Origin of the sequence: Streptosporangium album (assembly GCF_014203795.1) — a bacterium.
GTDB classification, from domain to species: Bacteria; Actinomycetota; Actinomycetes; order Streptosporangiales; family Streptosporangiaceae; genus Streptosporangium; species Streptosporangium album.
Map to the genome: position 1 here is coordinate 323,481 of NZ_JACHJU010000002.1, position 26,211 is coordinate 349,691.

Consider the following 26,211-nt stretch of genomic DNA (forward strand, 5'->3'; position numbering starts at 1 on the left):
TAAGTGGCTAAGAGCGACTACTACGGCACCCTCGGGGTGCGCCGCGACGCCAGTGCGGAAGAGATCAAGAAGGCGTACCGCCGCCTGGCGCGAGAGCTGCATCCCGACGTGAACCCCGATCCTGAGACCCAGGAGCGGTTCAAGGACATCACGCAGGCCTACGAGGTGCTGTCCGATCCCAACAAGCGCCAGATGTACGACATGGGAGCCGATCCGTTCGCCTCGGGTGCCGGCGCGCAAGGTTTCGGGGCGGGCTTCCCGTTCAGCGACATCATGGACGCCTTCTTCGGAGCGGCCGGCGGCGGCGGTGGTCGCGGTCCCCGGTCACGTGCCCGCCGGGGCCGCAACGCCACCATCCGGGTGGAGCTCGACCTGAGCGAGTCGGCCTTCGGCACCACCCGTGAACTGGTGGTCGACACCGCCGTGCTCTGCGAGGTCTGCACGGGCTCCGGCGCCGCAGCCGGCACCCACCCCGACACCTGTGACATGTGCCATGGCCGCGGCGAGGTCTCCCAGGTCACACGGTCCTTCCTGGGGCAGGTCATGACCTCCCGTCCCTGCCCCCAGTGCGGTGGATTCGGTTCGATCATCCGCAACCCCTGCCAGGAGTGCTCCGGCGACGGCCGGGTCCGCACGCGGCGGACCATCAAGGTCCGCATCCCGGCAGGAGTGGAGGACGGCACCCACATCCAGCTCGCCGGCGAAGGCGAGATCGGTCCCGGTGGCGGCCCGCCCGGCGACCTGTTCCTGGAGATCGTCGAGCGTCCGCACGAGATCTTCGAACGCCGGGGCGACGATCTGCACTGCACCGTGCAGATCCCCATGACCGCCGCCTCGCTGGGCACCATCCTGACCATGGAGACGCTCGACGGCGCGGAGGAGCTCGACATCCGGCCGGGCACCCAGTCCGGGCAGACCATCCCGCTCTACGGCCGGGGCGTCCAGCACCTCAACGAGACCGGCCGCGGCGATCTGCTGATCCACGTCAATGTGGAGACGCCCGCCCGCCTCGACCCGGCCCAGGAGGAGCTCATGCGCGAGCTCGCCAAGCTCCGTGGCGAGGAGCGCCCGCCCGGCAAGTTCGCCCCCGGCCAGCAGGGATTCTTCTCCCGGCTACGGGACGCTTTCAATGGCCGCTGACAGAGGCGCCCGTCGGCACGCCTCCAACGGCCGATGACGGTCCCGGTCTTCCTGGCCGAGGCGGCCGATCTGGCCCGTGCGGAGTTCACGTTCGGCGGTCCGGAAGGCCGTCACGCCGCGGCTGTACGGCGGTTGCGGGCCGGGGAACGGCTCGACCTGACCGATGGTGCGGGCGCCGTGGCCGAGTGCGTGGTCCGCGAGGCGGGCAAGGACTCCCTCCGCGTCGAGGTACTGCGCCGTTACGATGTGCCGGCTCCGCACCCCCGTCTGGTCGTGGTGCAGGGGCTGCCCAAGGGAGACCGGGGCGAGCTGGCCGTGGAGATGATGACCGAGGCGGGGGTCGACGTGATCGTCCCCTGGGCCGCAGCCCGGTCCGTGACCCAGTGGAAGGGCGAGCGGGCGGTCAAGTCGCTCAGTCGCTGGCGTTCCACGGCGAGGGAGGCGGGCAAGCAGTCTCGCCGCTTCCACCTGCCCGAGGTGACCGGGCCCGCCACCACCGCCGGGGTCGCCGCGCTCCTGTCGGAGGCCGCCCTGGGGATCGTGCTGCACGAGGAGGCGGCCTCCCCGCTCTCCACCATGGAGCTCCCCGGCACCGGAGACATCGTCGTGGTGGTCGGACCTGAGGGCGGGGTCGCCGATGAGGAGATCGCCGCGTTCCGGGAGGCGGGAGCCGTGCCGGCGCTGCTCGGGCCGACGGTGCTGCGCACTTCGACGGCGGGGGTCGCCGCGGCGGCCGTGTTGCAGGCGCGCACCGGCCGCTGGTGATCTCCTAGCGGCCGGAGGAGATGGTGGTCGGCGCCTCCGTCGGCATCGGAGGTGCCGTTTCGTCGGGCGGCGGGCACTCCTCGACCAGGCAGGGGCTCTCCGAGGGGGCGGTGGAATGGGAGGGCTTCGACGTCGGGGTCTCCCTGCACTCCTCCGGAAGCCCCTCCGGCTCGACCACCGTGCCGTCGGGGAGTGTCGTGGGACAGGTGGCGGACGGCGTGGGCTTCGGAGTCGGCTTCGAGGTCGGCTTCGGCGTGGGCCTGGGAGTCGGTCCGGTGCTCCTGGAGTGGGTGGGGAGCGGCGCGGGCGCCGTGGTTTCCGACCCCGGCCGGGTGACGGCCGGGAGCTGGTCGTCATCGTTCGAGGGAGCCCGCGAGGTGGCGGACAGATCGGGCGAGGTCGACTGAGTGTAGGTGACCTCCCCGCTGTTCACCGTCTGGCTCACCTGTTCGCGGAATTCCGGCACCACCATGACGACGGTGGCCGCGACCAGGACGGCTCCGGCGACAGAGGCTCCGGCGCGCCACCACACCAGGCCGCGGAGCCCACGTCTTTCCACGCGGGCGCGGATGATCTCCAGACCGTCAGGGGAGGGAACGACCGAGTTCGCCTCCGCACTGAGGACACGGCGGAGCAGCTCGCCGTACTCGTCCGGGGAGTCGGTCATGACAGTTGCTCCAGTGAGGTTCGTAGGGCGGCCATACCGCGAGCCGTGTGGCTCTTGACCGCGCCCTTGCTGATGCCCATGGCGTGGGCGATCTGCGCTTCTGACAGGTCACCGTAATAGCGCAGGACCAGTGCCTCGCGCTGACGTGCGGGCAGGCCACGAAGCGCCTCGATGACGGCAGACCGCTCGAACTCCCCGATCGCGCCGTTCTCGGCGCTCGGCGCGTCCGGCATGCCCTTGGGAGCGTACTTCTCCACGACCGCCCGGTGCCGAAGCACCGAACGGGATCGATTGACGACCGATTGGCGCAGGTAGGCGAGTGCCTTGTCGGTGTCACGCAGGCGACGCCAGGCGCCATGGATGGCGACGAACGCGTCCTGCACGACCTCCTCCGCGGTAGCCATATCGCGGACGAGTAACACGGCGAGACGCACAAGCGACCGATAGTGCGCGCTGTACAGCGCGGTAACGGCCATGTCGGCATCCCATCCGACGGGCACCGCCCCCAGCGACCTGTCGGCCACGAGGGTCTCGGTGGTCACATCAGTGGGACGCTCGGCCTTCCCAGAGGGTTTACGCTCTTCCGGTTCATTAGGGGGCATGACCCAGTCGTGTCCTCGCCAGGCGGCCATATCGTGCGAATCGCAATGGTCTGTAGTTGTTGAAGTTTGCACACCCACCATATCCGGGTGGATCTTTCTTTGCTGGCGATGCGCCATCACCGATTGGCAACGCCAGGGGAGGATAGGGTGCCTGCATGGTGAGCGAAGCCGACTGCCTGTTCTGCAAGATCGTGGCCGGGGAGATCCCCGCGAAGATCGTTCATGAGACCGATCGCACGCTGGCCTTCCGCGACGTCAACCCGCAGGCGCCCACGCACGTGCTCGTGGTCCCCAAGGACCACTACCCGGACGCGGCCGCGCTGGCCGCCGCCGACCACGGACTCGCCGACGACGTGCTCAAGGCCGCGCACGCGGTCGCCGAGCAGGAGGGTGTCGCCGGCTCGGGATACCGCCTGGTCTTCAACACCGGGGCCGAGGCGGGCCAGACCGTCTTCCACGTGCACGGACATGTGCTGGGCGGGCGTGGTCTGACCTGGCCGCCCGGATAAAACCGGTAAGCGCGACGGCGTCGATCACGGATACGATGGCGGAGAAGTTCCACGCCGATATCTGGAGGCGAACAGGCCGAAAGGCCCGCCTATGTCCGAGACAAACGATTCCAGCAGAACGTCCCCACCGCGATCGAAGGGCCCCAGCCGGACCCAAGCAAAGGTGGTGATTCCGGACGATCATTCGATGGTCAGCCTGCTGGGCTCGCGCGATGAGCTGTTGCGGGTCATCGAGGGTGCCTTCCGCGCCGACATCCACGTCCGGGGCAACGAGATCACGATCACCGGTAGCCCGGAGGAGAGCAGCACCGTGGTGCGCCTCTTCGAAGAGATGTCGGAGCTCGTCCGGGGAGGGGCGGAGCTCACGGTCGACGCCGTGGAGCGGAGCATCGCGATGCTGCGGATGACCTCCGACCGTCCGGCCGAGGTGCTCTCCCTCGACATCATCTCCTCGCGGGGCCGGACCATCCGTCCGAAGACGGTGAACCAGAAGCGCTACGTCGACGCGATCGACAAGCACACCGTCGTCTTCGGCATCGGTCCCGCCGGCACCGGCAAGACCTATCTCGCGATGGCAAAGGCGGTAAGGGCCCTTCAGGAGAAGAAGGTCAACCGGATCATTCTCACGCGTCCCGCGGTCGAGGCGGGCGAGCGGCTGGGCTTCCTGCCCGGCACGCTCTACGAGAAGATCGACCCCTACCTGCGTCCTCTCTACGACGCGTTGCACGACATGCTCGATCCCGAGTCGATCCCCCGGCTGATGGCCGCGGGCACGATCGAGGTCGCCCCCCTCGCCTACATGCGAGGCCGCACGCTCAACGACGCCTACATCATCCTGGACGAGGCACAGAACACCTCGGCCGAGCAGATGAAGATGTTCCTGACGCGCCTGGGCTTCAACTCGAAGATCGTTGTCACCGGTGACGTCACCCAGGTCGACCTGCCGGGTGGCACGCTGAGCGGCCTGAGGGTGGTGCAGGAGATCCTTGAGGGCATCCCTGACATTCACTTCAGCCGTCTGACCAGTGCGGACGTGGTGCGGCACAAGCTGGTGGGCGACATCGTGGACGCCTATGGGCGCTATGACGAGACGCAGCGGCAGACCAACGCGTCGCAGGTGATCAAGGGTGTGGTAAAGCGCCCTCGGGAGAGAACATGAGCGGCGGGCCGCGTAGTGAGCGAGAAGCGGTGAGCGACCAGTGAGCATCGAGGTCAACAACGAATCCGGCGTCGAGGTCGACGAAGGGCTCATCGTCTCCCTGGCCGGATACGTGCTGGGGCGGATGGGCATCAACCCGCTCGCCGAGCTGTCGATCCTGATCGTGGACGAAGAGGCCATGTCGGTGCTGCACGAGCAGTGGATGGGGGAGCCCGGTCCGACGGACGTGCTCTCCTTCCCGATGGACGAGCTGCGTCCCGGGCCGGGCTCCGGAGCCCGGCAGGAAGGCGACGCCCCCACCGACCCCGCGCTCCTGGGTGATGTGGTGCTCTGTCCGCAGGTGGCCGCCAAGCAGGCCTCCGAGGCCGGGCACAGCGCCGAGGCGGAGTTGGAGCTGCTGTGCACGCACGGCATCCTCCACCTGCTCGGTTACGACCACGCCGAGCCCGATGAGCACAAGGAGATGTTCGGCCTGCAGGGCGAGCTCCTGGAATCGTGGCGGGAGGTGCGCACCCAACGGTGAACTTCGCCAACGGGTGGTTGTTCTCAGCCATCGTCCTCGTCGTGATCGGCGGTCTGATAGCCAGCGCGGAGACGGCTCTGGCCCGCATCTCACGCGTGCGCGCTGAGGAGTTCGTCCGTGACGGACGCCGGGGCGCGGGGCGCCTGCAGGCGATCGTCGCCGATCCACCGCGCTACCTCAACCTGCTGCTTCTGCTCAGGCTGAGCTGTGAGCTGATCGCCACGGTGATCGCCACGCTGCTCTTCATCGACTGGCTCGACGACCAGGGTTGGGCCTATGCCGCCGCGGCGGCGGTCATGATCGTGGTCAGTTATGTGATCGTCGGCGTCTCCCCGCGCACACTGGGCCGCCAGCACGCCGAGCCGATCGCGCTCGCCAGCGCCCCTCTCGTGTACGGCCTGACCCGTATCTTCGGCCCGCTCCCCAAGCTGCTCATCCTGCTCGGCAACGCGGTGACGCCCGGCAAGGGTTTCAGGGAGGGGCCGTTCACCTCCGAGGCCGAGCTGCGCGACCTGGTCGACCTGGCCGAGGAGCGCAGGGTCATCGAGCCGGACGAGCGGGAGATGATCCACTCGGTCTTCGAGCTCGGGGACACCCTGGTCCGCGAGGTCATGGTGCCCCGTACCGACATGGTGTTCATCGAACGCGGCAAGACGTTGAACCAGTCCCTGTCGCTCGCCCTGCGCAGCGGCTTCTCCCGGATCCCCGTGGTCGGTGAGAACGAGGACGACGTCATCGGCATCGCCTACCTCAAGGACATCGTGCGCCGGGTGCAGGAGACGGGTGACGACGGCCGTGCCGAGCAGGTCGAGACGATCATGCGTCCGGCCACCTACGTGCCGGAGAGCAAGCCCATCGACCAGCTCCTCCGTGAGATGCAGGCCCGCCAGATCCACCAGGCCATCGTCATCGACGAGTACGGCGGGACCGCCGGTCTGGTCACCATCGAGGACGTCCTCGAGGAGATCGTCGGTGAGATCACCGACGAGTACGACCAGGAGGCTCCCCGGGTGGAGCCGCTGGACGACGGATCGGTCCGGGTGACGGCCAGGCTTCCCGTGGGGGATCTGGCGGACCTGTTCGGCATCGAGCTTGAGGTGGACGACGTCGAGACCGTCGGCGGTCTGCTGGCGCACGCGCTGGGCCGGGTGCCGATCGCGGGTTCCCAGGCCGTGGTGGAGGGACTCAGCCTGACAGCGGAGAGCCTCGCCGGACGCCGTAACCGGATCGGCACGGTTCTCGTCAGGCGGACCGCCCCCGCCGAGCCCGACTCGGTCGGGGCCTCGTCGGAACACGATTAACCTCGGGCGGTGGTGAACGGCGCCGATTGATAAACCGGTCGTAGGGTTGTGGCGGGACCGGTGAAAAGCCGGGTCGGCGCTGATGCGTTCCAAACATTCCGCAACCGTTCTGCAAGCGGCGCCTGTCATTCTCAACTCACGGCACCCGGTCGCGCGGGAGCCGGTGGAGATTGTCCTCGATGCCGGGAGGGGTCTGTGGCATCAGGGGCGACTCCGCGGGGGGAAGAGCGCCAAGGTGGCCGTCACCTGGTCCCCGCGTCGCTCACTTAAGGGTGTTCTCGGCCGCATTATGCGGCCGAGAACACCCTTAAGCGTTTCTCGATGATTGCTGCTTTTGCCGATGGGGAAGAAAGTGGAGCGGCGGGGACAGTATTCCTCGCACGTGACATCGGGGGAATAGTCATGACGCGAGGGATCCGAACCGCCATTGCGGTGGGCGCCTGTGGGATTCTGGCCGGCGCGTTGGCGGCGTGCGGCACAGGGACGGGCTACACCGGAAAGACCGGAAAAGACGCAGGCACGGAGCTGGCGCGGCTGCGGGGGTTGTTACCGAAGGCACAGGAGTTACCGGACGGATTCTCCACCCGTCCCGGTGAGGCGTGGAAGTCTCCTTTCCGCCCGGCCGGCCGCGACTGCCGGCTCGTCTTCGCCATGGCGGGTGGCCGCACGCCGCAGCGGGCGCCCGGGGTCAGGGTGGACGCGACCTACGCGGGCGACGAGCTGGGTGAGCTGGCCGGGGTCGGCCTGGCGTCCTATACCGGCGACGACGCCGAGCAGCGCTTCGAGGAGCTGACCGAGGCCCTGGACGGTTGCCCTGTCGCCCGGAGTACCCGGCCGGGCATGGGCACCTCCCTGAGGGTGTCCAGCCTGAAGCTGGACACCCTCGGCGACGACGTGCAGGCCAAGCGGCTGCGGGGCAGGCTGGACGGATATCCCTACGAGATGCACGTGGTCTTCGCCCGTGTCGGAGGCACCCTGGTCTCGCTGGTGCACACCGGTCTGGCGGACGTCGATGTCAGACGCACCCAGCAGCTCGCCCAGTTCCTCGTCGAACGGGCGGCCCCCTGACCGCGGCCGGCGCTCATCCCTGCCGCCGGCGGTACGGGAGGATCCGCAGTTCGCCCTGGGCGGTGCGGCCGGACACGGTTCCGGAGTCGGTCGTCGCCGTGACGTCGGTGGTCACGGGCACACTCAGGGTGTAGCGACCCTGGCAGGCGGGGTCGCCCGGCTCATCCCTGCCATGGCAGTCCACGTGGATCCGCAGGGTTCTGCCGTTCCACGACTCGGACAGGTCAGGCCTGCCCGAGGAGGGGCCGGGCCCGCCCTCGGTCCAGACGAGCTCCCGCTTCAGGGAGAGCTGCCCCGTCCGGCCGGGGACGACGGTGACGTCGGCCTGCCCGCTCGCGAGCACGACGAGGTCCGGCGGCAGGAACGTGTAGTCCCGCACGGAGGTCTCGGACAGCCGGGCGGGGGCGAGCAGGGAGCTGTCGTAGGAGGGGTCGTCCGCCTGCGTCCGGCTCACCTCGGGCCACACGGCCAGGGCTATACCGGACACGGTCAGCGCGGTGAGCGTCCCGCCCACGGCGATCCAGGCGGTCCGGACGTTGCTACGCATCGACATGTCTCTCTCTTCAGACCTTGAGGAATCGCAGTACGGCGAGCACCCGGCGGTGATCCTTGTCGGCGCCCGAGAGGCCGAGTTTGGTGAAGATGTTGTTGATGTGCTTGCCGACGGCGCCCTCGCTGACCACCAGGGCTTCGGCGATCCCCGCGTTGGACCGGCCCTCCGCGATCAGCGCCAGCACCTCGTGCTCCCTGCGGGTCAGCAGGTCCAGCGGGTCGCTGTGCCTGCGGATCAGGAGCTGGGCCACCACTTCCGGGTCCAGGGCCGTGCCGCCGGAGGCGACCCGGCGCAGGGCGTCCAGGAACTCGGTGACGTCGGCCACCCGGTCCTTGAGCAGGTATCCGATGCCGCTGGTCTCGGTGGACAGAAGCTGGGTGGCGTAGCGTTCCTCGACGTACTGCGAGAGCACGAGGATCGCCAGGCCCGGTCGCTGGCGGCGGAGCACCAGCGCCGCGCGCAGGCCCTCGTCGGTGTGCGAGGGCGGCATCCGCACGTCGGTGACGACGAGGTCGGGCTCGTGTTCGTCCACGGCGCGCAGCAGGCCCTCGGCGTCGGCCACCGCCGCCACGACCTCCATGCCCGCCGAGCCGAGCAGCCAGACGAGCCCCTCCCGCAGGAGGACGGAGTCCTCGGCGAGCACTACACGCATGGCAGCTCCACCCTGATCGCCGTCGGACCACCCGGTGGGCTGTCGACGTCCAGTGTCCCGTCCACCGAGCCGACCCGCTGGGCCAGGCCGCGCAGCCCGGTTCCTCCGCCGAGGCGGGCGCCTCCCCGGCCGTCGTCCACGACGGCCAGGCGGAGCCTGTCGCCGGCGCGCCGGACCGTGACCTCGGCGGTGGAGGCCCCGGCGTGCTTGGAGACGTTGGTCAGCGCCTCCGAGACCACGAAGAAGGCGACCGCTTCGATCGTCGGCGACGCCCGCTCCGGCACGTCGACGCGGAGCCGTACGGGGAACGGGGCCCGCGCGGCGATGCCGGACAGCGCCGCGTCCAGGCCCTGATCGTTGAGCACGGCCGGGTGGAGGCCGCGTACGAAGTCGCGCAGCTCCTTCAGGGCCTGTTTGGACTCCTCGTGGGCCTGGGCGATGGCCTGCCGCGCGGGCTCGGGCACGTCGGTGAGCATGGTCCGGGCCATCCCCAGGCTCATCGCGAGCGAGACCAGCCGCTGCTGGGTGCCGTCGTGCAGATCCCGTTCGATGCGGCGGCGCTCGGCGTCGGCGGCGTCCACCACCTCGGCGCGGCTCTCCTGCAGGGTCTCGACCCGCTGGACGAGCTGGTCACTGAGACTGGGACCGAGCAGGGCCTCAGCGGCGATCACGTCCAGTGCGGTGACCCCGCGCGCCACCCACGGTCCGGCGATGAGCAGGGCCGACGCGAGCAGGGTGAACACCGTTATCATCCAGCCCTCCGCCAGGACCCACCCCCGGACGGCGAACTCGGCCGCGACCAGGCCACCCGCCCATGCCCCGATGACCATGACGCCCCCGATCACGTTGATCAGCGGTGCCAGCAGATGGTAGGCGAGCTGCCGCCAGGTGCTCCTCGCCCGCGCCTCCCGGTACAGCAGCTTCAGCGGGTTGCGCTCCCTGGGGCGTCGGGGTGCCTCGGGGATGTCCACGTCCAGGAAGGCGAGGAACCGGGCCCGCTGCAACCGGGTGAACAACGGCACGGACCAGAAGAGCAGCAGCAGCGCGATCAACGGGACCACCACGGTCCACGCCAATAGCACCGACAGCACGGTCAGCCCGGCGACCACCGCCAGGGCCAGCAGGGCCATCGGGACACCCGTCACCACGTGCGCGGTGCGGAGCCAGGTCCGCGCCGACCAGTGGGCGCGGATCCTGTCCCAGGGAGTGATCAGTCCGGTGGTGGTCATACGACCACCGTAGAGACCGGGACCGCCTGGCGACATGGGCGAGATATCCCGGAAAAGGGTGAGGAAAACTCCACCCCGCGAGGGGGCCCGGGTCGTTCGGGGCAACCGAGCCGCCTGCCGCACCCGCTGGGACGCTCATCGGCTGGACCGTCGGCGCACGGCCTCTGACCGGCAGGTCCCATCGGACCGGTCGAAACGGCGGGACTAGCATGAAAGGTGATTCCCTGCGATGTCCGGAAGCGGGAGCGGGGTCTGCCGCTCCTTCTCCGCCGATGCGGCGCCCGTCCGGGCGCCACGGCATGTACGCCAACCAGTGCGGGAGGGAACACATGGCACAGGAACTCAAGGGTAAGAAGATTGCGATCTTGGCGACCGACGGTGTCGAGCGGGTAGAACTCGAACAGCCGCGCGGAGCGCTGCACGGGGCCGGAGCGAGAACCGAGATCCTGTCGATTCACCCCGGCGAGATCCAGGCCCGTCAGTGGGACATGAACCCGGCCGGGACCTTCGCCGTCGACCGGCTGGTCTCCGATGCCTCTACCGGCGATTACGACGCGCTGCTCCTGCCCGGGGGCACCATGAACCCGGACCAGCTCCGGATGAACCGGGACGCTGTCGGCTTCGTCAAGGCGTTCGTGGCGACGGGCAAGCCCATCGGCACGATCTGCCACGGCCCGTGGACGCTGGTGGAGGCCGACGCCGTGCGAGGGCGCCGGATCACCTCCTGGCCGAGTATCCGCACGGACCTGCGTAACGCCGGGGCGACCGTGGTCGACGAGGAGGTCGTCATCGACCGGCAGATCATCTCCAGTCGCTCGCCGGCTGACCTGCCGGCCTTCTGCGCCGCGATCGTCGAGCAGTTCGCCAAGGCCGGGCAGCAGGTTCCCGGCTGACCTGCGCGGCGGGTGACAGCGCCGCGGGGGCCGACCGTAACCGGCTGGGCCGCGCGCAGCGCGCCCTGGCCCGCGCCGTCTCCGACGCCTCCTGGCGGGAGTTGCGCTCCATGCTGGAGTACAAGACGGATTGGTATGGGCGGAAGTCGGTGGTCGTGGACCGGTGGTTTCCCTCCTCCAAGCTGTGCTCGGCGTGCGGCGTGATCGCTCCGTGTGTGAGACGGCGGGCAGGTCGATGGGGACCGGACGCCGCGCGCTGGCTACCCTTGCGCTGTGAGTGACGCGACCCTCGACCCCGAGGACAACAAGATCATCGTTCTGGCGCGTTCCGCCCGCGCCCGCAACGGCGCCGCCGAGGGCGCCGCCGTGCGCGACGAGACCGGCCGGACCTACGCGGCGACGAACGTGGCACTGCCGTCGCTGACGCTCTCGGCGCTGCAGGTCGCCGTGGCGATGGCCGTCTCCAGCGGTGCGGAGTCCCTGGAGGCGGCGGCGCTGGTCACCGCGGGGGACGGACCGGCCGACGCGGACGCGCGGGCGGTCCGCGAAATGGGCGGCACGACACTGCTCGTGGCCGATCCCGGCGGGACCGTGCGTCCGAGCTGAGGCCGGCATCGGCGACAATGGTTGACGTGAGTTCCTCAGCTGCTGATTTCCATGCCGGTTTCGCCTGCTTCGTCGGCCGGCCCAATGTCGGTAAATCCACGCTGATGAACGCGTTGGTCGGCACGAAGGTGGCGATCACCTCCTCCAAGCCCCAGACCACCCGCCGGGTCATCCGCGGCATCGTGCACCGCCCGGACGCCCAGCTCATCATCGTCGACACCCCCGGCCTGCACCGGCCCCGCACCCTGCTGGGCGAGCGGCTGGACAGCCTGGTGCTGTCCACGCTCACCGAGGTCGACGTGATCGGGTTCTGCGTGCCCGCCAACGAGCCCATCGGCAAGGGCGACCGGTTCATCGCCGAGAAGCTCGCCGCGGTCAAGAAGACCCCCGTCGTCGCCGTGGTGACAAAGTGTGACCTGGCCACCCGTGAGCAGATCGCCGCCCAGCTCCTGGCGCTCTCCCAGCTCGCCGACTTCGATGAGATCGTCCCCGTCTCGGCGCAGTCGGGTGACCAGCTCGACGTGCTGGCCGGCGTGCTGATCGACCGGCTCCCCGAGAGCCCTCCGCTGTACGAGGGCGGCCGGCTCACCGACGAGCCGGAGCAGGTGCTGGTGGGCGAGTTGATCCGCGAGGCGGCGCTGGAGGGCGTCCGGGACGAGCTGCCGCACTCGATCGCGGTCGTCGTCGACGAGATGCTGCCCCGGGAGGGCCGAGACGACCTGCTCGACATCTACGCGCACATGTTCGTCGAGCGGCCGTCGCAGAAGGCCATCGTGATCGGGCACAAGGGCAGCCGCCTCAAGGACGTCGGCAGCCGCGCACGCCAGCAGATCGAGGCGTTGCTCGGCACCCGGGTCTATCTCGACCTGCGGATCAGCGTCGCCAAGGACTGGCAGCGCGATCCCAAGCAGCTCCGCCGCCTGGGCTTCTACGACTGAGCCCGGGCCGGCCACGCCCGATCGGCCGCATTCGAGCCTGCCGACCCGGCCGCGCCCGATCGGCTGAGCCCGTCCACGTGCCGCCGGCCCGGACCCCGCCGTCCGGTGCCCCTACGACCCGGCCCAGACCGGCGTGATGCCGGCGTCCAGGTGGGACGCGCCCTCTGTCAGGCGCTGCCGCAGTTCGACGGCGTCCCCGCCGAGGGCCGACACCAGGGTGCCGGGCCCGGCCAGGGGGAGCAGCGCCCAGCCGTCCCCGACCATCGAGGCGGGCGCCCGTCCGGTGGTCAGGACGGTGCCGACGCACCGGGCGCCGCCGTACACGGCGGGGCCGTCGTCGATCGCCGGGTCACCCACGACGAACTCCTGCCGGAGCAGCGGGCCGTCTCCGGCCGTGGCGTCGAAACGGGAGTGGCAGCGGCCGGGACGCTCGCCGTACCTGCCGAAGACGATCTCCTCGCGCCAGAACACCCGGGCGTCCTCGGCGAGCGACAGCCGTACCATCATGCGGTGCAGGCAGCCCGCCGCCAGCACCGTCGGCTCGGGGGCGAACCGGAGCGACGCCCCCGCGCCCACCCTGGCCGTGACAGTCATCAGCGACTCGGCCGGTCCGGAGCCGGGGAGCACCAGTGTGCTCGCGACCGACCGCACATCCAGCGTGCTGCCCGCCCCCACCTCGATGTCGAGGGCGAGATCGTCACCGCCGAGCGGTCCGGCGGCGGTGGACACCAGGTGCACCTGGCCCGGCGCGGTCGCGCGTAGCGTGAGCGGCGGGTCCGACCGTATCGTGGTGAGCACGGTCCGCCCGCCGGGGGCGCGCTCGGTGACGATCGCGGCCCGGGCGGTCATCGAGCGCCGGGATGCCGGTCGCTCCAGCCGGTCGGCCACCGTCATGGGCGTCAGGCGTGCGTGTGGTCGTGGGTCCAGGACTGGACGAGCCCGAGGACCCATTCGGCGACGGCGTGCGCTGCCGGTTCCTCTCTGACGGAGGTGAACAGCACGGGCCTGCCGTCCCGTACGGTCGCCGCGTCGCGGGACATGACCGTGAGATCGGCGCCGACCATGGGTGCCAGGTCGGTCTTGTTGATCACGAGCAGGTCGGCCGCCGTCACACCGGGACCACCCTTGCGGGGCACCTTGTCACCGCCTGACACGTCCAGCACGAAGATCTGGCTGTCGGCCAGGCCCCTGCTGAAGGTGGCGGTGAGGTTGTCGCCTCCGCTCTCCACGATCACCAGGTCGAGCGGGCCGAACCGCTCCTCCAGGGTCTCCACCGCGTCGAGGTTGGCGGCGATGTCGTCGCGGATGGCGGTGTGCGGGCAGCATCCGGTCTGCACGGCGGCGATCCGGTCCGGATCGAGCACGCCCGCCGCGCGCAGGAACTCGGCGTCCTCGGTGGTGTAGATGTCGTTGGTCACCACGCCCAGGCGCAGCGTCTGGCCGAGGGTGCGGCACAGGGCCGCGGTCAGCGCGGTCTTGCCGCTGCCGACCGGCCCGCCGATGCCCAGGCGCAGTGCCCGGCCGTGCGGGTCGGCCGCCTGGTGGTGGTCGTCGTGGGTGGCGCCCATGGGCGTTACCGTCCTTTCAGGTGCTGGGGTGACGTCGGGTGTTCAGGAGACGAACAACCTCAGCTCGGCGCGGACATGTCCTTCGGCGAGCAGGTCGAGTGCGGGGGCGGCGTGCGCCGGCAGCGACTCCCACCCGGCCGGAGCGCCCGCGGCGATCCGCTCCATCTGCTGGGTGAGGTCGGCGAGGAGCCGGTGGACCGGGACCGGATCGAGGCCCAGCAGCCGGACCGCCGCCGTGGCCGGTCCGGTGACGGCGGTGTAGGCCGCCGCGAGGGCGGCCTCCCCGGGGGCGCATCCGGCCGCCGCGGCTGCCGCGCCGAGCGCGATCGGGTGATGGGTGCCCTGCGGCACGGCTCCGGCCAGGTCGTCGAGCACCGGTGACGGCCAGATCCGCCGGGCGGTGCGCAACAGCAGCCTGCCCTGGGTGCGCCCGGCCTCGCGCTGGGCGGGGGAGGCGGTCCTGGCGTCGGCCTCCGCGTCCAGCCGGGCCCAGGATCCGGTACGGCCGGCGGGTGTCCAGCCGTCTCCCTCCTCGGTGCCCCCTGCCCCGGGATGACGCGCCGGAGATGGGGAGAGGCGGTCGCCGGCGCAGACGGTGCCGAACTCGCAGGCGGCCGCCGCGAGGGCCGCCGCCACCAGGCCCGCGGTGGCCAGCCGCCCCCGCAGGAAGGAGTCGAGGCTGGGCAGGTCGTGGACCGCCCCGGTCCTGACCGCCTCCTCGGCGCCTCCTGAGTGTCCGTGACCTCCGGCGGGCAGCCGGGAGTCGGCCAGCAGCAGCAGTGCGGCCCGCATCAGAACAGGAAGTAGCGCTGGGTCATGGGCAGGGACGCGACGGGGGCGGGCTCGATCAGCTCGCCGTCCACGCGGACGGCGAAGGTGTCGGGGTCCACCTCGATCCGGGGCATGGCGTCGTTGAGCGGCATGCTCTCCTTGCCCCGGCGCCGTACGTCGGCCACCGGCAGCAGTCGCCGCCGTACGGCCAGCCGGTCGGCGAGGCCGTCCTCGATCGCCAGAGGGGCGACGAAGTGGACCGAGGTGGCGGCCGCGGTGACCGGGGCGGCGCCGAACATGGGGCGGGGCATGACTGGCTGGGGGGTGGGGATGGAGGCGTTGGCGTCGCCCATCTGGGCGTAGGCGATGACACCGCCCTTGACCACCAGGTCGGGTTTGATCCCGAAGAAGGCCGGGTTCCACAGGACCAGGTCGGCCAGCTTGCCCGTCTCGACCGAGCCGACCTCTCCGTCCAGGCCGTGGGCCACGGCCGGGCAGATCGTGTACTTGGCGACGTAGCGCCGGGCCCGGAGGTTGTCGGCGGGGCCGTCGCCCGGCAGCGCCCCCCGGCGGCGTTTCATCACGTGCGCGGTCTGCCAGGTCCGGATGATCGTCTCGCCCACCCGGCCCATCGCCTGCGAGTCCGAACCGATCATGGAGATCGCGCCCATGTCGTGCAGGATGTCCTCGGCCGCCATCGTGGACGGCCGGATCCGGGACTCGGCGAACGCCAGGTCCTCGGGGATCGTGGGGTTGAGGTGGTGGCAGACCATCAGCATGTCGAGATGCTCGTGCAGCGTGTTGACGGTGTGCGGGCGGGTCGGGTTGGTCGAGGAGGGCAGGATGTTGCCGTAGGAGGCGACCCGGATGATGTCCGGCGCGTGACCGCCGCCCGCCCCCTCGGTGTGGTAGGCGTGGATCATCCGGTCGCCGATCGCCGCCAGCGTCGACTCCACGAACCCGGCCTCGTTGAGGGTGTCGGTGTGGATCGTGACCTGGGTGCCGGTGGCGTCGGCCACCGACAGGCAGGCGTCGATGGCGGCCGGGGTGGTGCCCCAGTCCTCGTGCAGCTTGAAACCGGAGGCCCCGGCGCGGAGCTGTTCCAGCAGGCCCTCGGCGCTGACCGTGTTTCCCTTGCCGAGCAGCGCGACGTTGACCGGGTAGGAGTCGAGCGACTCCAGCATCCGCGCGAGATACCAGGTGCCGGTCACCGTGGTGGCCTTGGTGCCCTCGGCGGGGCCGGTGCCACCGCCGACGATCGTCGTCACCCCCGCGGCCAGGGCCTCGTCCAGGATCTGCGGGCAGATCAGGTGGACGTGGGAGTCGATCGCCCCCGCGGTCAGGATCTTCCCGTTGCCCGCGAGGATCTCGGTGGACGGGCCGATCACCAGGTCGGGATGGACGCCGTCCATGGTGTCGGGGTTGCCGGCCTTGCCGATCGCGACGATCCGGCCGTCCCGGACACCGATGTCGGCCTTGACCACGCCCCAGTGGTCGAGGACCACCGCGCCGGTGATCACCAGGTCGGGCGCGCCGTCGGCCCGGGTGGTCCTGGCCTGGCCCATCGACTCGCGGATGACCTTGCCGCCGCCGAACACGGCCTCGTCGCCCGCCCCCGCGGGGCCCATCGCCAGGTCTTCGGTGACCTCGATGAACAGGTCGGTGTCGGCGAGCCTGATCCGGTCGCCGGTGGTGGGGCCGTACAGCGCGGCGTAACGGGACCGTTCAACGGACATGGGGGCTCCCGTCGAGAGGGCCGGCCCACTCGGGGCGCAGTCCGGGGACGATCCGGTGTCCGGCGATCGGCACGAGGGTCACGTCGCGCTCGACGCCGGGCTCGAACCGCACCGCGGTCCCCGCCGGCACGTCGAGGCGGGTGCCCCAGGCCGCCTGGCGGTCGAACTCCAGGCCGGGGTTGGCGGCGGCGAAGTGGTAGTGCGATCCGACCTGGATCGGCCGGTCGGCGGTGTTGACGACGCGGACGGTGACGCGCTCGCGGCCCGGGTTGAGCGGGATGGGCGCCTCGCCGTACTGGATCTCACCGGGTCTCATCGCTCGCCCTTCCTCGGTCACGGGATCGGCTGGTGGACGGTGACGAGCTTGGTGCCGTCGGGGAAGGTGGCCTCGATCTGCACCGATTCCAGCATCTCGGGCACGCCGTCCATGACGTCCCGCCGGGACAGCACGGTCCGCCCCGCCTCCATCAGGTCCGCGACGGTCCGACCGTCCCTGGCGCCCTCCATCAGGAAGGACGCGATGATCGCGGTGGCCTCGGGGTGGTTGAGCCGGAGCCCTCGGGACCTGCGGTCACGGGCGACACCGGCGGCGACGTGGATGAGCAGGCGTTCCTGCTCGTGTGGTGTGAGCCGCATCACCAGACCATAGGAACCGGCGGTTTCCATGGTGTTGCACGGCGATGTCGAGCCGGTTTCCGGGTGCCACGAGACACATAAAACGGAAAAGGGCGGCGCGGGGCCGCCCTTTTCCCTTGAGCGGTTTTCTTGAGCAGGCCGGCGAATGCTCTCACCGGCAGGTAGGCGTATCGGGAAGGTGGGGGTCAGTCCACCCGGAAGGTGGTGAGAACCGCGGCGTGATCGGAGGTCCAGGCGTTGTCCGCGTGGTTGGGGATGGCGGTGGGAGTGCCCTCGACCAGGGTGCGGGAGTCCTTGACGCGGAGCCCGCCCGCGTAGTGCACGAAGTCGATCCGGTCCTGCGGCTCGGGCTCGCCCGTGTGGCCGTCGTGGCCGTAGCCGCCGGTGAAGGTCGGGTAGATCGGCGACCAGGTGATGCCGGGGGCGGTGACCGGGTTCGGGTTGGCGACCCGGAAGGAGTCCTTCAGGCCGGCCTTCTCCGGCAGGACCGAGGCGGGCCAGGGCACCGAGTCGTAGCCGCACCGCTTGGTCGCGGACGTCCAGTCCAGGTGGGAGGGGGCGTTGAAGTCGCCGGTCAGCAGGACAGGGGTCCGTTTCACGGCCTTCAGGTCGGGCCCCATCGCCGCCAGGATCGCGGTGATCTGCGGCGTGCGGCCGGACTTCACCTCGTTGGCCAGGAGCTGCTCCTGGGTCATCTTGCCGAAGCAGGCGTCGTAGGGGCCGTAAGGCGTGTAGCCGAGGTGGACGTTCCAGACGACGACGTCCTGCTTCCGCTGCTCGTCCACCCGGACCCGGGCGCTGATCCCGGCCAGGCCGGACGCGGACGGCAGCGGGCCGCGCGAGGTGATCGGGTAGCGGCTGATGATGCCCAGGTCGGAGCCGGCCTGGAAGTAGTCCCAGCCCAGCGCTTCGGCGAGTTCCTCGGCGGCGACGGAGGAGGTCTCCTGCATGCCCACCACGTCCACGTCGTGGTCGAGCAGGAACTTCAGCTGCTTCTCACGGGAGCCCTTCACCTGGCTGCCGCCGTGCCAGAGGTTCCAGCTCATCGCCTTGAGTTCGGGCACGAGTTTGAGGCCCGGGACCCTGACCTCGATTTTGGCGGTCGTCGACGCGGTCTGGCCGGCGGCGTTGCGCGCCTCGATCTTCACGGCCGCCGGCCGGAGCGCGTCGAGGAGACGGGGCTTGCCGGAGATCGTGCCGTCCGCGCCGACCGTGGCCCAGCGCGGTCCGTCGGTCTTCCGGAAGGTCAGGTCCTTGGTGTCGCCGCGCAGCAGACCCTTGACCGTCGCGGTGTACGGCTTCAGCGCCCGGGCGTTGCGCAGGGGCATGGTGTCGCTGACGAAGTGCAGCGGTCCGTCGCTCACGATCTGCAGTTTGACCGGCTGGGCGAGCCAGGCGTAGCCGTCCTTGGCCAGGGAGTAGACGACGTAGCCGCCGGGTTCGAGGCCATCGGTGGGCAGCGTCGCGGTGCCGCTGCCCGCAGGGATGTAGGCCCACTTCAGTGACGGGCCCACGTAGGTCTCGTTGACGGGGCCGTCACCCGGGTCGGCGTACAGGCCGAGCCAGTTCTTCGGGTCCGGGCGGGGAGTGGAGTAGGTCAGGCTGATCGGCTCGCCGGCCTTCACCGACGTCGAGGCGACGCTCAGCGTGCCGTCGGCTTCGGCCGTGGCCGGAGTGCTTGTCAGGCCGAGTGCCAGTACGGCTGTCACCGCTATGAGTAACCGGCGCATTCGAACTCCTTATGCATACATCTGGGAGAAATTAGCGTGAAGCGTCCCGGTAAATGCCAGATGTACGGAGATCGTCGGCTAGCTTGCGCGCATCGAAAACTCATATCCGCTGCTCAGCATCATGAAATCTGCAGATTTGTCTGTACAAGTGTGCGCATCTTGGCTGTGCTGTGGCGTCCTGTCACGGCGGTGATATCCCAGTAAATCGCAATTAACAATCGTCCCGGTCGGGACGGTTCTTCTTCTCGCAGTGCCCGCACCGATGGCACATGCGGGACGTGTCACGCGGGTCCACCGCATCGAGATCGAGAAGGCGATCGAGAGCCTGCACGGTTCGGGGCTCGCCGTACTGCTGGTCGAGCAGTACGTGGACGTGGCCCTGCGCCTGCGGTCACCGGATCAGGGAAGCGCCTCGAAGGAGTTGAAGCTGACGTCCACACCGGAGCCGTCGCGCGAGGCGTGGGCGAACATGCCGATGGAGCCGGAGGCGAGTGGCCCCTTCCTGTCGATCCGGGAGACGACCTGCCTGCCGTTGACGCGCAGGCTCAGGCTGGTCCCCGCCGTGCCGCCCCGGCAGGTCGCCTGCAGGCTGACGAGCCGGGCGGGGTCGTAACCGGGCACGCGGACGCGTTTCACCGTGGCGGGCGCCTCGCCGCTCTTGACGATGGAGGCGTCACCGTCGCTGGTGATCGAGAACTCGTAGCGGCGGGAACCCTTGTCCATGCCACGGCAGAAGACGCCGAAGGTGCCCTTGCCGCCCAGCATCTGGAGCTTCGCGGTGATGGTCGTGTTCCCCACCGGTGTGCTCACGGGGGCGATGACCGGGAGGTAGTCGTCCGAGGAGGCGACGAGCCGGTAGGCGCCGCGGACCGGCCGGTGCTTTCCCCTGCCCCGCGCCGCCACGGTCCAGCCGCTGTTGGGGCCGGTGAAGTCGTCCAGGAACGGCAGGGTCCGCGCCGACGTGGGCTTGGCCGTCGCCGGGGTGGAGGACGGTGACGGTGACGGGGTCGTCGGGGCGGAGGGGGAGCCCGTGGGCTGGGCCGTGCCGCTCACGTCGACGGCCGGTGGCGTCGGGGGCCTGCGGTCGCCGGCGGCGCCGTCGTCCGGCAGGAAGAAGGAGATACCGGCGACGACCAGCGCGACCGCCACCCCTCCGGCGAGGGGAAGGGCGACCGACCGCCTCCACTGCGTCGCGGGGGTGTCCGCCGCCGGGGTCGGCGGCCGGGGCGCGGGGCGTTCCACCACGGCGGGCAGGGCGGGGGGCCGTACCTCCTGCGGGTTCGGCGGGGCGGGTCTCGAGGCGAGAGACGTGGCGGGGTCGGCCGCGCCGGTGAGGATCCTGAGGATGTCCTGCACGCTCGGGCGGTGGGCCGGGTCCCAGGCGAGGGCGCGCCCGGCCAGCTCGCGGAGCGGACCGTGCAGCCCGGTCAGATCCGGCTCGACGCTGCCACCTGGCGGCTCTGCCGGGCCGGGCTCGGCGCCGTGCAGTCCGGTCAGGCCGGGTCCGACACGGTCACCGTACAGCCCCGTGCCGCCGCCGGACGGGGTGCGGCCGGTCGCCGCGTAGAGGACGATCCCGCCCCAGGCGAACACGTCCGACGCGGTGCCGACCTCCTCTCCGCGCGCCTCCTCCGGCGACACGTACCCGGGGGCGCCCGCCTGGCCGGTGAGATGGGCCACGCCGAAGCCGATCACCCTCGGGCCGAGCGGACCCAGCAGGACGGTGGACGGCTTCAGATTCCGGTGCACGACCCCGGCGGCGTGGACGGCCTGCAGGGCGACCGCGGTGGACACGGCCAGCGTGTCCAGGGCCGATCCGGCGAGAGGGCCCTCGCCTTCGACCCGTCGGCGCAGGTCCGGGCCGTCGACGTACTCGGTGACCAGGTAGGCCTGGTCACCGTCGAGCCTGGTGTCCACAACCGGGGCAATACAGGACCTGGCGGTGCGGGAGGCGGCTTCCGCCTCCTGCTGGAACCGCTGCCGGAACGCCGGTCCGGCGGCCAGGTGAGGGTGGATGAGCTTGACGACGACCTGACGGCCGTCGGGGTCACGGGCGAGGAACACCTCGCCCGTGCCTCCCTGCCCGAGCCCGCGCACCACGCGGTACGGCCCAATGACACGATCCATCGTCCCCTGCTTCCAGAGATCTGATAGTGGATCTTAAGGGGTATTTCGGTCATCGGACCGGTAAGACGTTTGATCTCGTCTTGATGAAGAAGCGCCCGATTCCGGTGGCGGCCGCATAGCCTGCCAGACAGACGGGGATCCCGGAGGTGTCATGGGCAAAGAGCCTGCGGACGCGGCAAGGCCGGCGGAGGATCCACCGGCACCCTCCGAAGATCATGATGCCCGGCCCGGCCCGGAGCCCGGTCCGCCGCCCGCTCACGATATGCCGCCCGCTCTCGGCATGCCGTCCGGACCTGTCCGGCCACGACGGATGAGACGGTTCCGGCTCGCGGCGTGGGTCGCCCTGATCCTGGCCGCACTCGTGGTCGGGGCGTCCGTCGTGTGGGTGAACGGGCCGCCCACCGAGGCCGAGCTGCGGGAGCAGGCCGGGCTGTTCACCAAGGACAGGCTCCGGATCGGGGTGAAGGCCGACACCCCGGGCATCGCCCTCCAGGAGAAGACCGGCAGGCGTGCCTTCACCGGGTTCGACATCCAGATCGCCTACATGATCGCCGCGGAGCTGGGTTACCCGCCGGACAAGGTCGACTTCCTGGCCATCGAGACCGAGGACCGGGCACGCATGCAGGCACTGGACGACAGGGGCCGGTCCGTCAGGGTGGACCTCGTGGTCGCCAGCTTCAGCGTGACACGCGCCCGGCAGGACGATTCCGCCGTCGGCTTCTCCACGCCGTATCTCTACACCGAGCAGTCCGTGGTGACCAGGTCCGACTACCCCGGAAGCGTCACCTCGCTGGGGCAGCTGACCGGCAAGAAGGTCTGCACGCTCGGCACCTCCACCTCCGAGAAGGAGCTGGAGAGCGTGACCGGGGCCACCGTCACCGGCAAGAACCTGATCAGCGACTGCATGGCCGGTCTGAAAGAGTACACGTTCGACGCGGTGACCGGTCGGAAAGAGTACACGTTCGACGCGGTGACCACCGACGCGGCCATCCTGGCCGGGTTCGTCACCGAGTCCCCCAAAGAGCTGCGCCATCACGACATCGCACTGGAGAAGACCGAGATGTGGGCCGTCAACGCCGGCTCCAACCGTGCGCTGCGGACCCTGGTCGACCTCGCGCTCTACCGTTCCTACGCCGACCCCCAGGACCAGAGGTGGGAGCAGGCCTACCAGACCTACATCGACCCGCTGCTGGCGGCCAGCCCCGGCATGAACGTCGCCCTGGCGGAGCAGCCCTGCGCGCCGCCCCCGCCGGTGCGCAGGTGGCCGTGGGAGCGTACGCTCCCCGTCCAGGAGTGCCCGTCCCGTTGAAAAGCACCGCGCGGGTCAAGGACGCGCCGAGGAACCAGGAGTGGTTGCTCACACTTCTCCCGATCTTCCCCCTCGTCCTGCTGGTGATGCGGCTGTGGTACGCCAGCCGGCAGGACACCCAGACGCTGCTCCTGCTCCTGCAGAACATCAGCCCGCTGGGCCTGCTCAGCGCGGTCCTGCTGACCACCCTCTGGGTGCTGCCCGCCCTCATCCTCGGCGGCCGGGTGCTCGGCACCCTGTACTGGATCAGCACGGGCCGCTCCTCCTGGCTGGTGCGCGCCGCCGAGCGACTGCCCGGCTGGGTGGTGGCCCTGGCCGTCGTGGTGGGTCTGTTCACCTGGCAGTTGCGGTTCCTGCCGACCCTGGCGATGCTGTCGCTGACCGTGCTGGGGCTGACGGTGCGCGACCGGTTCCCCCGCAACGAGGGGCTGTGGGCCGTCGTCTGCTACGCGCTGCCCGTGACGGTCGCGGTGCTCTCCTACATCGTGCTCTGGCCGGCCATCGGTACGGCGTTCGCGGCACACGACGTGGCCACCTCGCTGCTTCTCACGCTCCCGCAGGGGCTCGCGGTGTTGCTGACCGGCCCCGTCCCCCGGGTGCCTGCCCGGGGACTCACCCACGGCATCGCGGCCGCGATGGCGGTGCTCACGCCGTTCCTGGTGGGTGCGGTCGTGATGAAGGCGCCGATCCTCCCGCTGATGGCGCTGCAGCTGAGCGAGGACGAGAGGCCGCGGGTGCTCGTGGGCTACCTGGTCGCCAGTGACGACCAGATGTCCACCGTCCTGGGGCGCGACGGTGTCGTCAGCTTCGTCAGGAACGACCGGCTGGAGTCGAAGGTGCTCTGTCCGGACTTCGGCGAGGTGCCCAGGACCTGGGCGAACCTGTACGGCTGGTATGTCGAGCAGAGCGTGGTCTCCTGGCTCGCCCCGGCCCCGCCGCCGACCCCGGTCGACCCGCGCTGTCAGGGCCGCCCCAAGGACTAGGAGATCGGTTCCGCGAGCGGCCGGAGAGCGCTGGATCGACCCGTCGCCTCGGGCTCCACACGCCGGTGGGCACGGGGACGGCCCCGCCCAGCGCGCTGCCGGCGGACATGCCCGGGTAGCGCCGATGGCGAGGATGAACAGGGGACGGGACATGCGACTCCTTACTGGCGATACTCCTCGACCTCGTCGATCGGGCGCGGCGCCGCCGAGTCGGGGTCCTCCCCGAACTCACGGCGCGCCCGGCGCTGCCTGAGCAGGTCCCAGGCCTGGTCGAGGGCCTCCTCCAACTGCATGATCCGGTTGTTCTCCTCGTGGGAGGAGATCCCGCCGGAGGCCAGTCGCTGCCGGAGCCCATGCTCCTCGGCGATGAGCTCGTGGATATGGGTGAGGATGTCGTCGTCCTTCATCGAGTTCTCCCGTCATGGCTTTTTTCGGACTGTATCCGATCAGCAGAAGGCCACTCCATGACGCGCTGGGCGGCTTGGCCGAAGGCCGGGGCGAGATCTGGGTCGATGAAGCCGGTGGGGAGCCCGGTGACGGACCAGGTCGCCTCCTCCGGCTGCCGCACCGCCTCGGTGCGCCGGTCCGAGGCATGCGGCACTAGACCTGGAAGACGGTGATGTCGTGGGCGCGGAGCGCCGTCACCGCCTCCTCGGGCGCGCCATGGTCGGTGATCACGGTGTCGACGCTGGATACCGGTGCGATGCGTATCGCGCTGCGCCGGCTGAACTTGCTGTGATCGGCCAGTACCACCAGGCGCCGGGCGGTCGCGATCATGTTGCGGTCCGTCTCGGCCTCGGCGAGGTGGGCGCCGAGCATGCCGTACCCGGGATCGAGCCCGTAGGCGCTGAAGAAGGCCTGGTCGATGTGGATGTCGGTGAGCGCCTGGGTGGTCAGGTGGCCGAGCAGGGAGAGCTCGGCGTTGCGCATGAGTCCACCGAGCACCAGCACCTGCACGTCTCCGGTGGCCGTGCCGATCTCGTAGGCGATCGCGATCGAGTTGGTGACCACGGTGATGCCGGGCACCGCACTCAGATGCGGCACCATCTGGGCGGTGGTGGAGCCGCCGGTGAGCAGGATCGTGCCGCCCGGGGTGATGAGCTCGACCGCCTTCGCGGCGATCCGCCGCTTCTCCTCGAGGTTGTGGACGGCCCGCTCCGGCATCGAGGTCTCAGCCGGTGCCGGGGAGCCGTCGACGGCCAGCGCGCCACCGTGCACCCGCCGCAGCAGTCCGCGCTCGTCCATGTCGTCGAGGTCGCGACGGACCGTCGAGACACTCACGTTCAACAGCTCGGCGAGGTCTTCCACGCTGACTGATCCGTTGCTCCGGACATGACGCAGCAGCGTGCTTCTCCGCTTCTCGCTCAGCATCGGTGACCGGCCTTTCTGTCCACCAGATTCAAGAAGAGGCTCCTCCGCGATCAGACGGCGCGGGTTGAACGGCCCGCGGACCTGATCGTGATAGCCGGGGCCGCATCTTGCCACGGTTGAGTCGCATGACGCCTCCGCGCGGCTCCGGCCGGTGTCACCGGTCCTATCAATTTCAAGCAGAAGGCGTCAACTTCTCTCGTTCTCCCGCTCCGGCCGCCATTTTAACGCGACGGAAGGGGCGGGAATCGTCCGCCCCTCGCATGTTGACAGTCTGGGAGGGGCTGCGTACCGTCCCGAAGTGAAAGATTTGGATGTTTTTGAGAGATATTGATTGATGTGATCTACGGGAGTCCGCCGGGCGCCTGCCCGGACTCTCACCGTCACCGAGCCACAGGAGGTCCCGCAGTGACCACCACGACCGAATCCCCGCTCGCCCGCCACACACAGGCCGAGGTCGACAGCCAGCCGGAGGTCTGGCACCGGGTCGTCGACGCCGCCCAGAGCCTGAGCGCCGCCCTGCCCCAGCCCGGAGCCAACGTGCTCGGGGTCGGCTGCGGCACCTCCTACTACATCCTCGACTCCTACGCCCACCTGCGGCAGCGCCTCGGCCAGGGCAGGACCCGCGCGTCGATCGCCACCGAGCTCGACGACGCCGACCCCTACGACGTGGCCGTCCTGCTGTCCCGCTCCGGCACGACCAGCGACCTCGTACGGCTGGCACGGGAGCTGTCGGAGCGCATGACCACGGTCGCCCTGACCGGCACCCCCGGCTCCCCGATCACCGAGGTCACCCACCGGCACGTCCTGCTCGACTTCGCCGACGAGCGCTCCGTGGTGCAGACCCGCTTCGCCACCTCCGCCCTCACCCTGCTGCGGGCCTCGGCGGGCGACGAGGTGGCCGCGCTGCCCGCCCAGGCCGCCGCGGCGCTCGGCGAGCCGCCGGTCGCCGATCCGGCGGACTACGACCACCTGGTCTTCCTCGGCACCGGCTGGAGCCGGGGCCTGGCCGACGAGGCCGCGCTCAAGTGCCGGGAGGCCGCCCGTCTGTGGACCGAGTCCTACGCCACGCTGGAATACCGCCACGGTCCCATCGCGTGCGCGGGCCCGCGCAGCCTGGTCTGGTCGCTCGCCCCGCTGCCCGCCGACGTCGTCGACGCGATCGCGGCCACCGGGGCGACCCTGCGCGTGGCCGCCGCCGACCCGCAGGTCGAGCTGGTCCGGGTGCATCGCCTCGCGATCGCCTATGCCCGCGCCCGCGGGCTGGAGTGCGACACGCCCGAGCACCTGTCCCGCGCGGTCGTCGTCGAGTAGCTCTCGCCCCCTCCGCCCTCGATCACCGAGTGAGCCGCCATGCCCTTCCCCCCGTCCGTCACCG

Annotated in this window: 28 protein-coding genes and 1 pseudogene; 14 read left to right on the top strand and 15 right to left on the bottom strand. The window is 70.3% G+C overall.

Annotated elements, in window-relative coordinates; all coding sequences use genetic code 11:
* Window positions 1-3: 3 nt before the first annotated feature.
* Both dnaJ and FHR32_RS25130 read left to right on the top strand, forming a co-directional pair.
* Complete coding sequence (gene dnaJ / locus FHR32_RS25125) at window positions 4-1,140, top strand: molecular chaperone DnaJ (protein WP_184756973.1); 1,137 nt, start codon at window positions 4-6, stop codon at window positions 1,138-1,140.
* A 33-nt stretch (window positions 1,141-1,173) separates the two neighbouring features.
* A complete protein-coding gene (locus FHR32_RS25130) occupies window positions 1,174-1,905 on the top strand; it encodes a 16S rRNA (uracil(1498)-N(3))-methyltransferase (RefSeq protein ID WP_184756974.1) in 732 nt (243 codons plus the stop codon).
* A 4-nt stretch (window positions 1,906-1,909) separates the two neighbouring features.
* On the opposite strand, the gene FHR32_RS25135 is transcribed toward FHR32_RS25130, so the two are convergent.
* Complete coding sequence (locus FHR32_RS25135) at window positions 1,910-2,572, bottom strand: hypothetical protein (RefSeq protein WP_184756975.1); 663 nt, start codon at window positions 2,570-2,572, stop codon at window positions 1,910-1,912.
* Window positions 2,569-3,048 carry a SigE family RNA polymerase sigma factor gene (locus FHR32_RS25140; protein WP_043655278.1) on the bottom strand — a complete coding sequence of 160 codons (480 nt, stop codon included), beginning with the start codon at window positions 3,046-3,048 and terminating at the stop codon, window positions 2,569-2,571. Before FHR32_RS25140 ends, FHR32_RS25135 begins: the two co-directional genes overlap by 4 nt.
* Before the next feature lie 284 nt (window positions 3,049-3,332).
* On the opposite strand from FHR32_RS25140, the gene FHR32_RS25145 reads away from it, so the two are divergent.
* The 5 genes from FHR32_RS25145 (at window position 3,333) to FHR32_RS25165 (ending at window position 7,734) form a co-directional block, all read left to right on the top strand.
* A complete protein-coding gene (locus FHR32_RS25145) occupies window positions 3,333-3,683 on the top strand; it encodes a histidine triad nucleotide-binding protein (protein WP_184757811.1) in 351 nt (116 codons plus the stop codon).
* Between the two features lie 91 nt (window positions 3,684-3,774).
* Window positions 3,775-4,842, top strand: coding sequence for a PhoH family protein (locus tag FHR32_RS25150; protein ID WP_184756976.1), 1,068 nt, complete (start codon window positions 3,775-3,777; stop codon window positions 4,840-4,842).
* Window positions 4,843-4,882: 40 nt separating this feature from the next.
* Window positions 4,883-5,365, top strand: coding sequence for an rRNA maturation RNase YbeY (ybeY, locus tag FHR32_RS25155; RefSeq protein WP_184756977.1), 483 nt, complete (start codon window positions 4,883-4,885; stop codon window positions 5,363-5,365).
* Window positions 5,362-6,666: a hemolysin family protein gene (locus FHR32_RS25160; protein WP_184756978.1), complete on the top strand. Its 1,305-nt coding sequence runs from the start codon at window positions 5,362-5,364 to the stop codon at window positions 6,664-6,666. The genes ybeY and FHR32_RS25160 overlap by 4 nt, the downstream gene beginning before the upstream one ends.
* A 402-nt stretch (window positions 6,667-7,068) precedes the next feature.
* On the top strand, window positions 7,069-7,734 hold the full coding sequence (locus FHR32_RS25165) for a hypothetical protein (RefSeq protein ID WP_184756979.1): 666 nt from the start codon (window positions 7,069-7,071) through the stop codon (window positions 7,732-7,734).
* 13 nt (window positions 7,735-7,747) lie between these two features.
* Here FHR32_RS25165 and FHR32_RS25170 read toward each other — a convergent pair whose 3' ends face one another.
* From FHR32_RS25170 to FHR32_RS25180, 3 genes are read right to left on the bottom strand one after another with little or no spacing between them, the layout of a single operon-like run.
* On the bottom strand, window positions 7,748-8,287 hold the full coding sequence (locus tag FHR32_RS25170) for a hypothetical protein (protein ID WP_184756980.1): 540 nt from the start codon (window positions 8,285-8,287) through the stop codon (window positions 7,748-7,750).
* A gap of 10 nt (window positions 8,288-8,297) precedes the next feature.
* Window positions 8,298-8,939 carry a response regulator transcription factor gene (locus tag FHR32_RS25175; RefSeq protein ID WP_184756981.1) on the bottom strand — a complete coding sequence of 214 codons (642 nt, stop codon included), beginning with the start codon at window positions 8,937-8,939 and terminating at the stop codon, window positions 8,298-8,300.
* Window positions 8,930-10,168 carry a sensor histidine kinase gene (locus FHR32_RS25180; protein ID WP_184756982.1) on the bottom strand — a complete coding sequence of 413 codons (1,239 nt, stop codon included), beginning with the start codon at window positions 10,166-10,168 and terminating at the stop codon, window positions 8,930-8,932. Before FHR32_RS25180 ends, FHR32_RS25175 begins: the two co-directional genes overlap by 10 nt.
* A 329-nt stretch (window positions 10,169-10,497) precedes the next feature.
* Between FHR32_RS25180 and FHR32_RS25185 the strand changes: the two genes are divergently transcribed.
* From FHR32_RS25185 to era, 4 genes and pseudogenes are all read left to right on the top strand, one after another.
* Window positions 10,498-11,061: a type 1 glutamine amidotransferase domain-containing protein gene (locus tag FHR32_RS25185; RefSeq protein WP_184756983.1), complete on the top strand. Its 564-nt coding sequence runs from the start codon at window positions 10,498-10,500 to the stop codon at window positions 11,059-11,061.
* A 62-nt stretch (window positions 11,062-11,123) separates the two neighbouring features.
* Window positions 11,124-11,300 (top strand): annotated as a pseudogene (locus FHR32_RS25190) (zinc ribbon domain-containing protein); the annotation flags it as partial.
* 34 nt (window positions 11,301-11,334) lie between these two features.
* Entirely contained in the window at window positions 11,335-11,667 is a 333-nt protein-coding gene (locus tag FHR32_RS25195) for a cytidine deaminase-like protein (RefSeq protein ID WP_184756984.1), read from the top strand.
* Between the two features lie 17 nt (window positions 11,668-11,684).
* A complete protein-coding gene (gene era, locus FHR32_RS25200) occupies window positions 11,685-12,605 on the top strand; it encodes a GTPase Era (RefSeq protein ID WP_184756985.1) in 921 nt (306 codons plus the stop codon).
* Window positions 12,606-12,716: 111 nt separating this feature from the next.
* Here the strand turns inward: era and FHR32_RS25205 are convergent, their stop codons facing one another.
* The 8 genes from FHR32_RS25205 to FHR32_RS25240 form a co-directional block, all read right to left on the bottom strand.
* Entirely contained in the window at window positions 12,717-13,499 is a 783-nt protein-coding gene (locus FHR32_RS25205) for an urease accessory protein UreD (protein ID WP_184756986.1), read from the bottom strand.
* A gap of 5 nt (window positions 13,500-13,504) precedes the next feature.
* Window positions 13,505-14,173, bottom strand: a complete 669-nt coding sequence (gene ureG / locus FHR32_RS25210) for an urease accessory protein UreG (protein ID WP_184756987.1) — start codon at window positions 14,171-14,173, stop codon at window positions 13,505-13,507.
* Window positions 14,174-14,215: 42 nt separating this feature from the next.
* The gene (locus FHR32_RS25215; RefSeq protein WP_184756988.1) at window positions 14,216-14,965 is read right to left on the bottom strand and encodes an urease accessory protein UreF; all 750 of its coding nucleotides are present in this window, start codon (window positions 14,963-14,965) and stop codon (window positions 14,216-14,218) included.
* Window positions 14,965-16,680 (bottom strand): urease subunit alpha, encoded by a 1,716-nt coding sequence (locus tag FHR32_RS25220; RefSeq protein ID WP_184756989.1) that lies wholly within the window; start codon window positions 16,678-16,680, stop codon window positions 14,965-14,967. Before FHR32_RS25220 ends, FHR32_RS25215 begins: the two co-directional genes overlap by 1 nt.
* Window positions 16,670-16,996, bottom strand: coding sequence for an urease subunit beta (locus tag FHR32_RS25225; RefSeq protein ID WP_184756990.1), 327 nt, complete (start codon window positions 16,994-16,996; stop codon window positions 16,670-16,672). The genes FHR32_RS25220 and FHR32_RS25225 overlap by 11 nt, the downstream gene beginning before the upstream one ends.
* Window positions 16,997-17,013: 17 nt before the next feature.
* A complete protein-coding gene (locus FHR32_RS25230; protein WP_184756991.1) occupies window positions 17,014-17,316 on the bottom strand; it encodes an urease subunit gamma in 303 nt (100 codons plus the stop codon).
* Window positions 17,317-17,501: 185 nt separating this feature from the next.
* On the bottom strand, window positions 17,502-19,046 hold the full coding sequence (locus FHR32_RS25235) for an endonuclease/exonuclease/phosphatase family protein (protein WP_184756992.1): 1,545 nt from the start codon (window positions 19,044-19,046) through the stop codon (window positions 17,502-17,504).
* A 399-nt stretch (window positions 19,047-19,445) separates the two neighbouring features.
* Complete coding sequence (locus tag FHR32_RS25240) at window positions 19,446-21,173, bottom strand: serine/threonine-protein kinase (protein ID WP_184756993.1); 1,728 nt, start codon at window positions 21,171-21,173, stop codon at window positions 19,446-19,448.
* A 310-nt stretch (window positions 21,174-21,483) separates the two neighbouring features.
* On the opposite strand from FHR32_RS25240, the gene FHR32_RS25245 reads away from it, so the two are divergent.
* Together FHR32_RS25245 and FHR32_RS25250 are read left to right on the top strand one after the other, a co-directional pair.
* A complete protein-coding gene (locus FHR32_RS25245) occupies window positions 21,484-22,482 on the top strand; it encodes a transporter substrate-binding domain-containing protein (RefSeq protein WP_184756994.1) in 999 nt (332 codons plus the stop codon).
* On the top strand, window positions 22,479-23,465 hold the full coding sequence (locus FHR32_RS25250) for a hypothetical protein (protein WP_184756995.1): 987 nt from the start codon (window positions 22,479-22,481) through the stop codon (window positions 23,463-23,465). Before FHR32_RS25245 ends, FHR32_RS25250 begins: the two co-directional genes overlap by 4 nt.
* A gap of 161 nt (window positions 23,466-23,626) precedes the next feature.
* Here FHR32_RS25250 and FHR32_RS25255 read toward each other — a convergent pair whose 3' ends face one another.
* Window positions 23,627-23,872 (bottom strand): DUF2630 family protein, encoded by a 246-nt coding sequence (locus tag FHR32_RS25255; RefSeq protein ID WP_184756996.1) that lies wholly within the window; start codon window positions 23,870-23,872, stop codon window positions 23,627-23,629.
* Between the two features lie 193 nt (window positions 23,873-24,065).
* Window positions 24,066-24,836: a DeoR/GlpR family DNA-binding transcription regulator gene (locus FHR32_RS25260; RefSeq protein ID WP_184756997.1), complete on the bottom strand. Its 771-nt coding sequence runs from the start codon at window positions 24,834-24,836 to the stop codon at window positions 24,066-24,068.
* A 405-nt stretch (window positions 24,837-25,241) separates the two neighbouring features.
* Here FHR32_RS25260 and FHR32_RS25265 point away from each other — a divergent pair, with 405 nt between their 5' ends.
* A complete protein-coding gene (locus FHR32_RS25265) occupies window positions 25,242-26,147 on the top strand; it encodes an SIS domain-containing protein (protein ID WP_184756998.1) in 906 nt (301 codons plus the stop codon).
* Window positions 26,148-26,211: the final 64 nt, after the last annotated feature.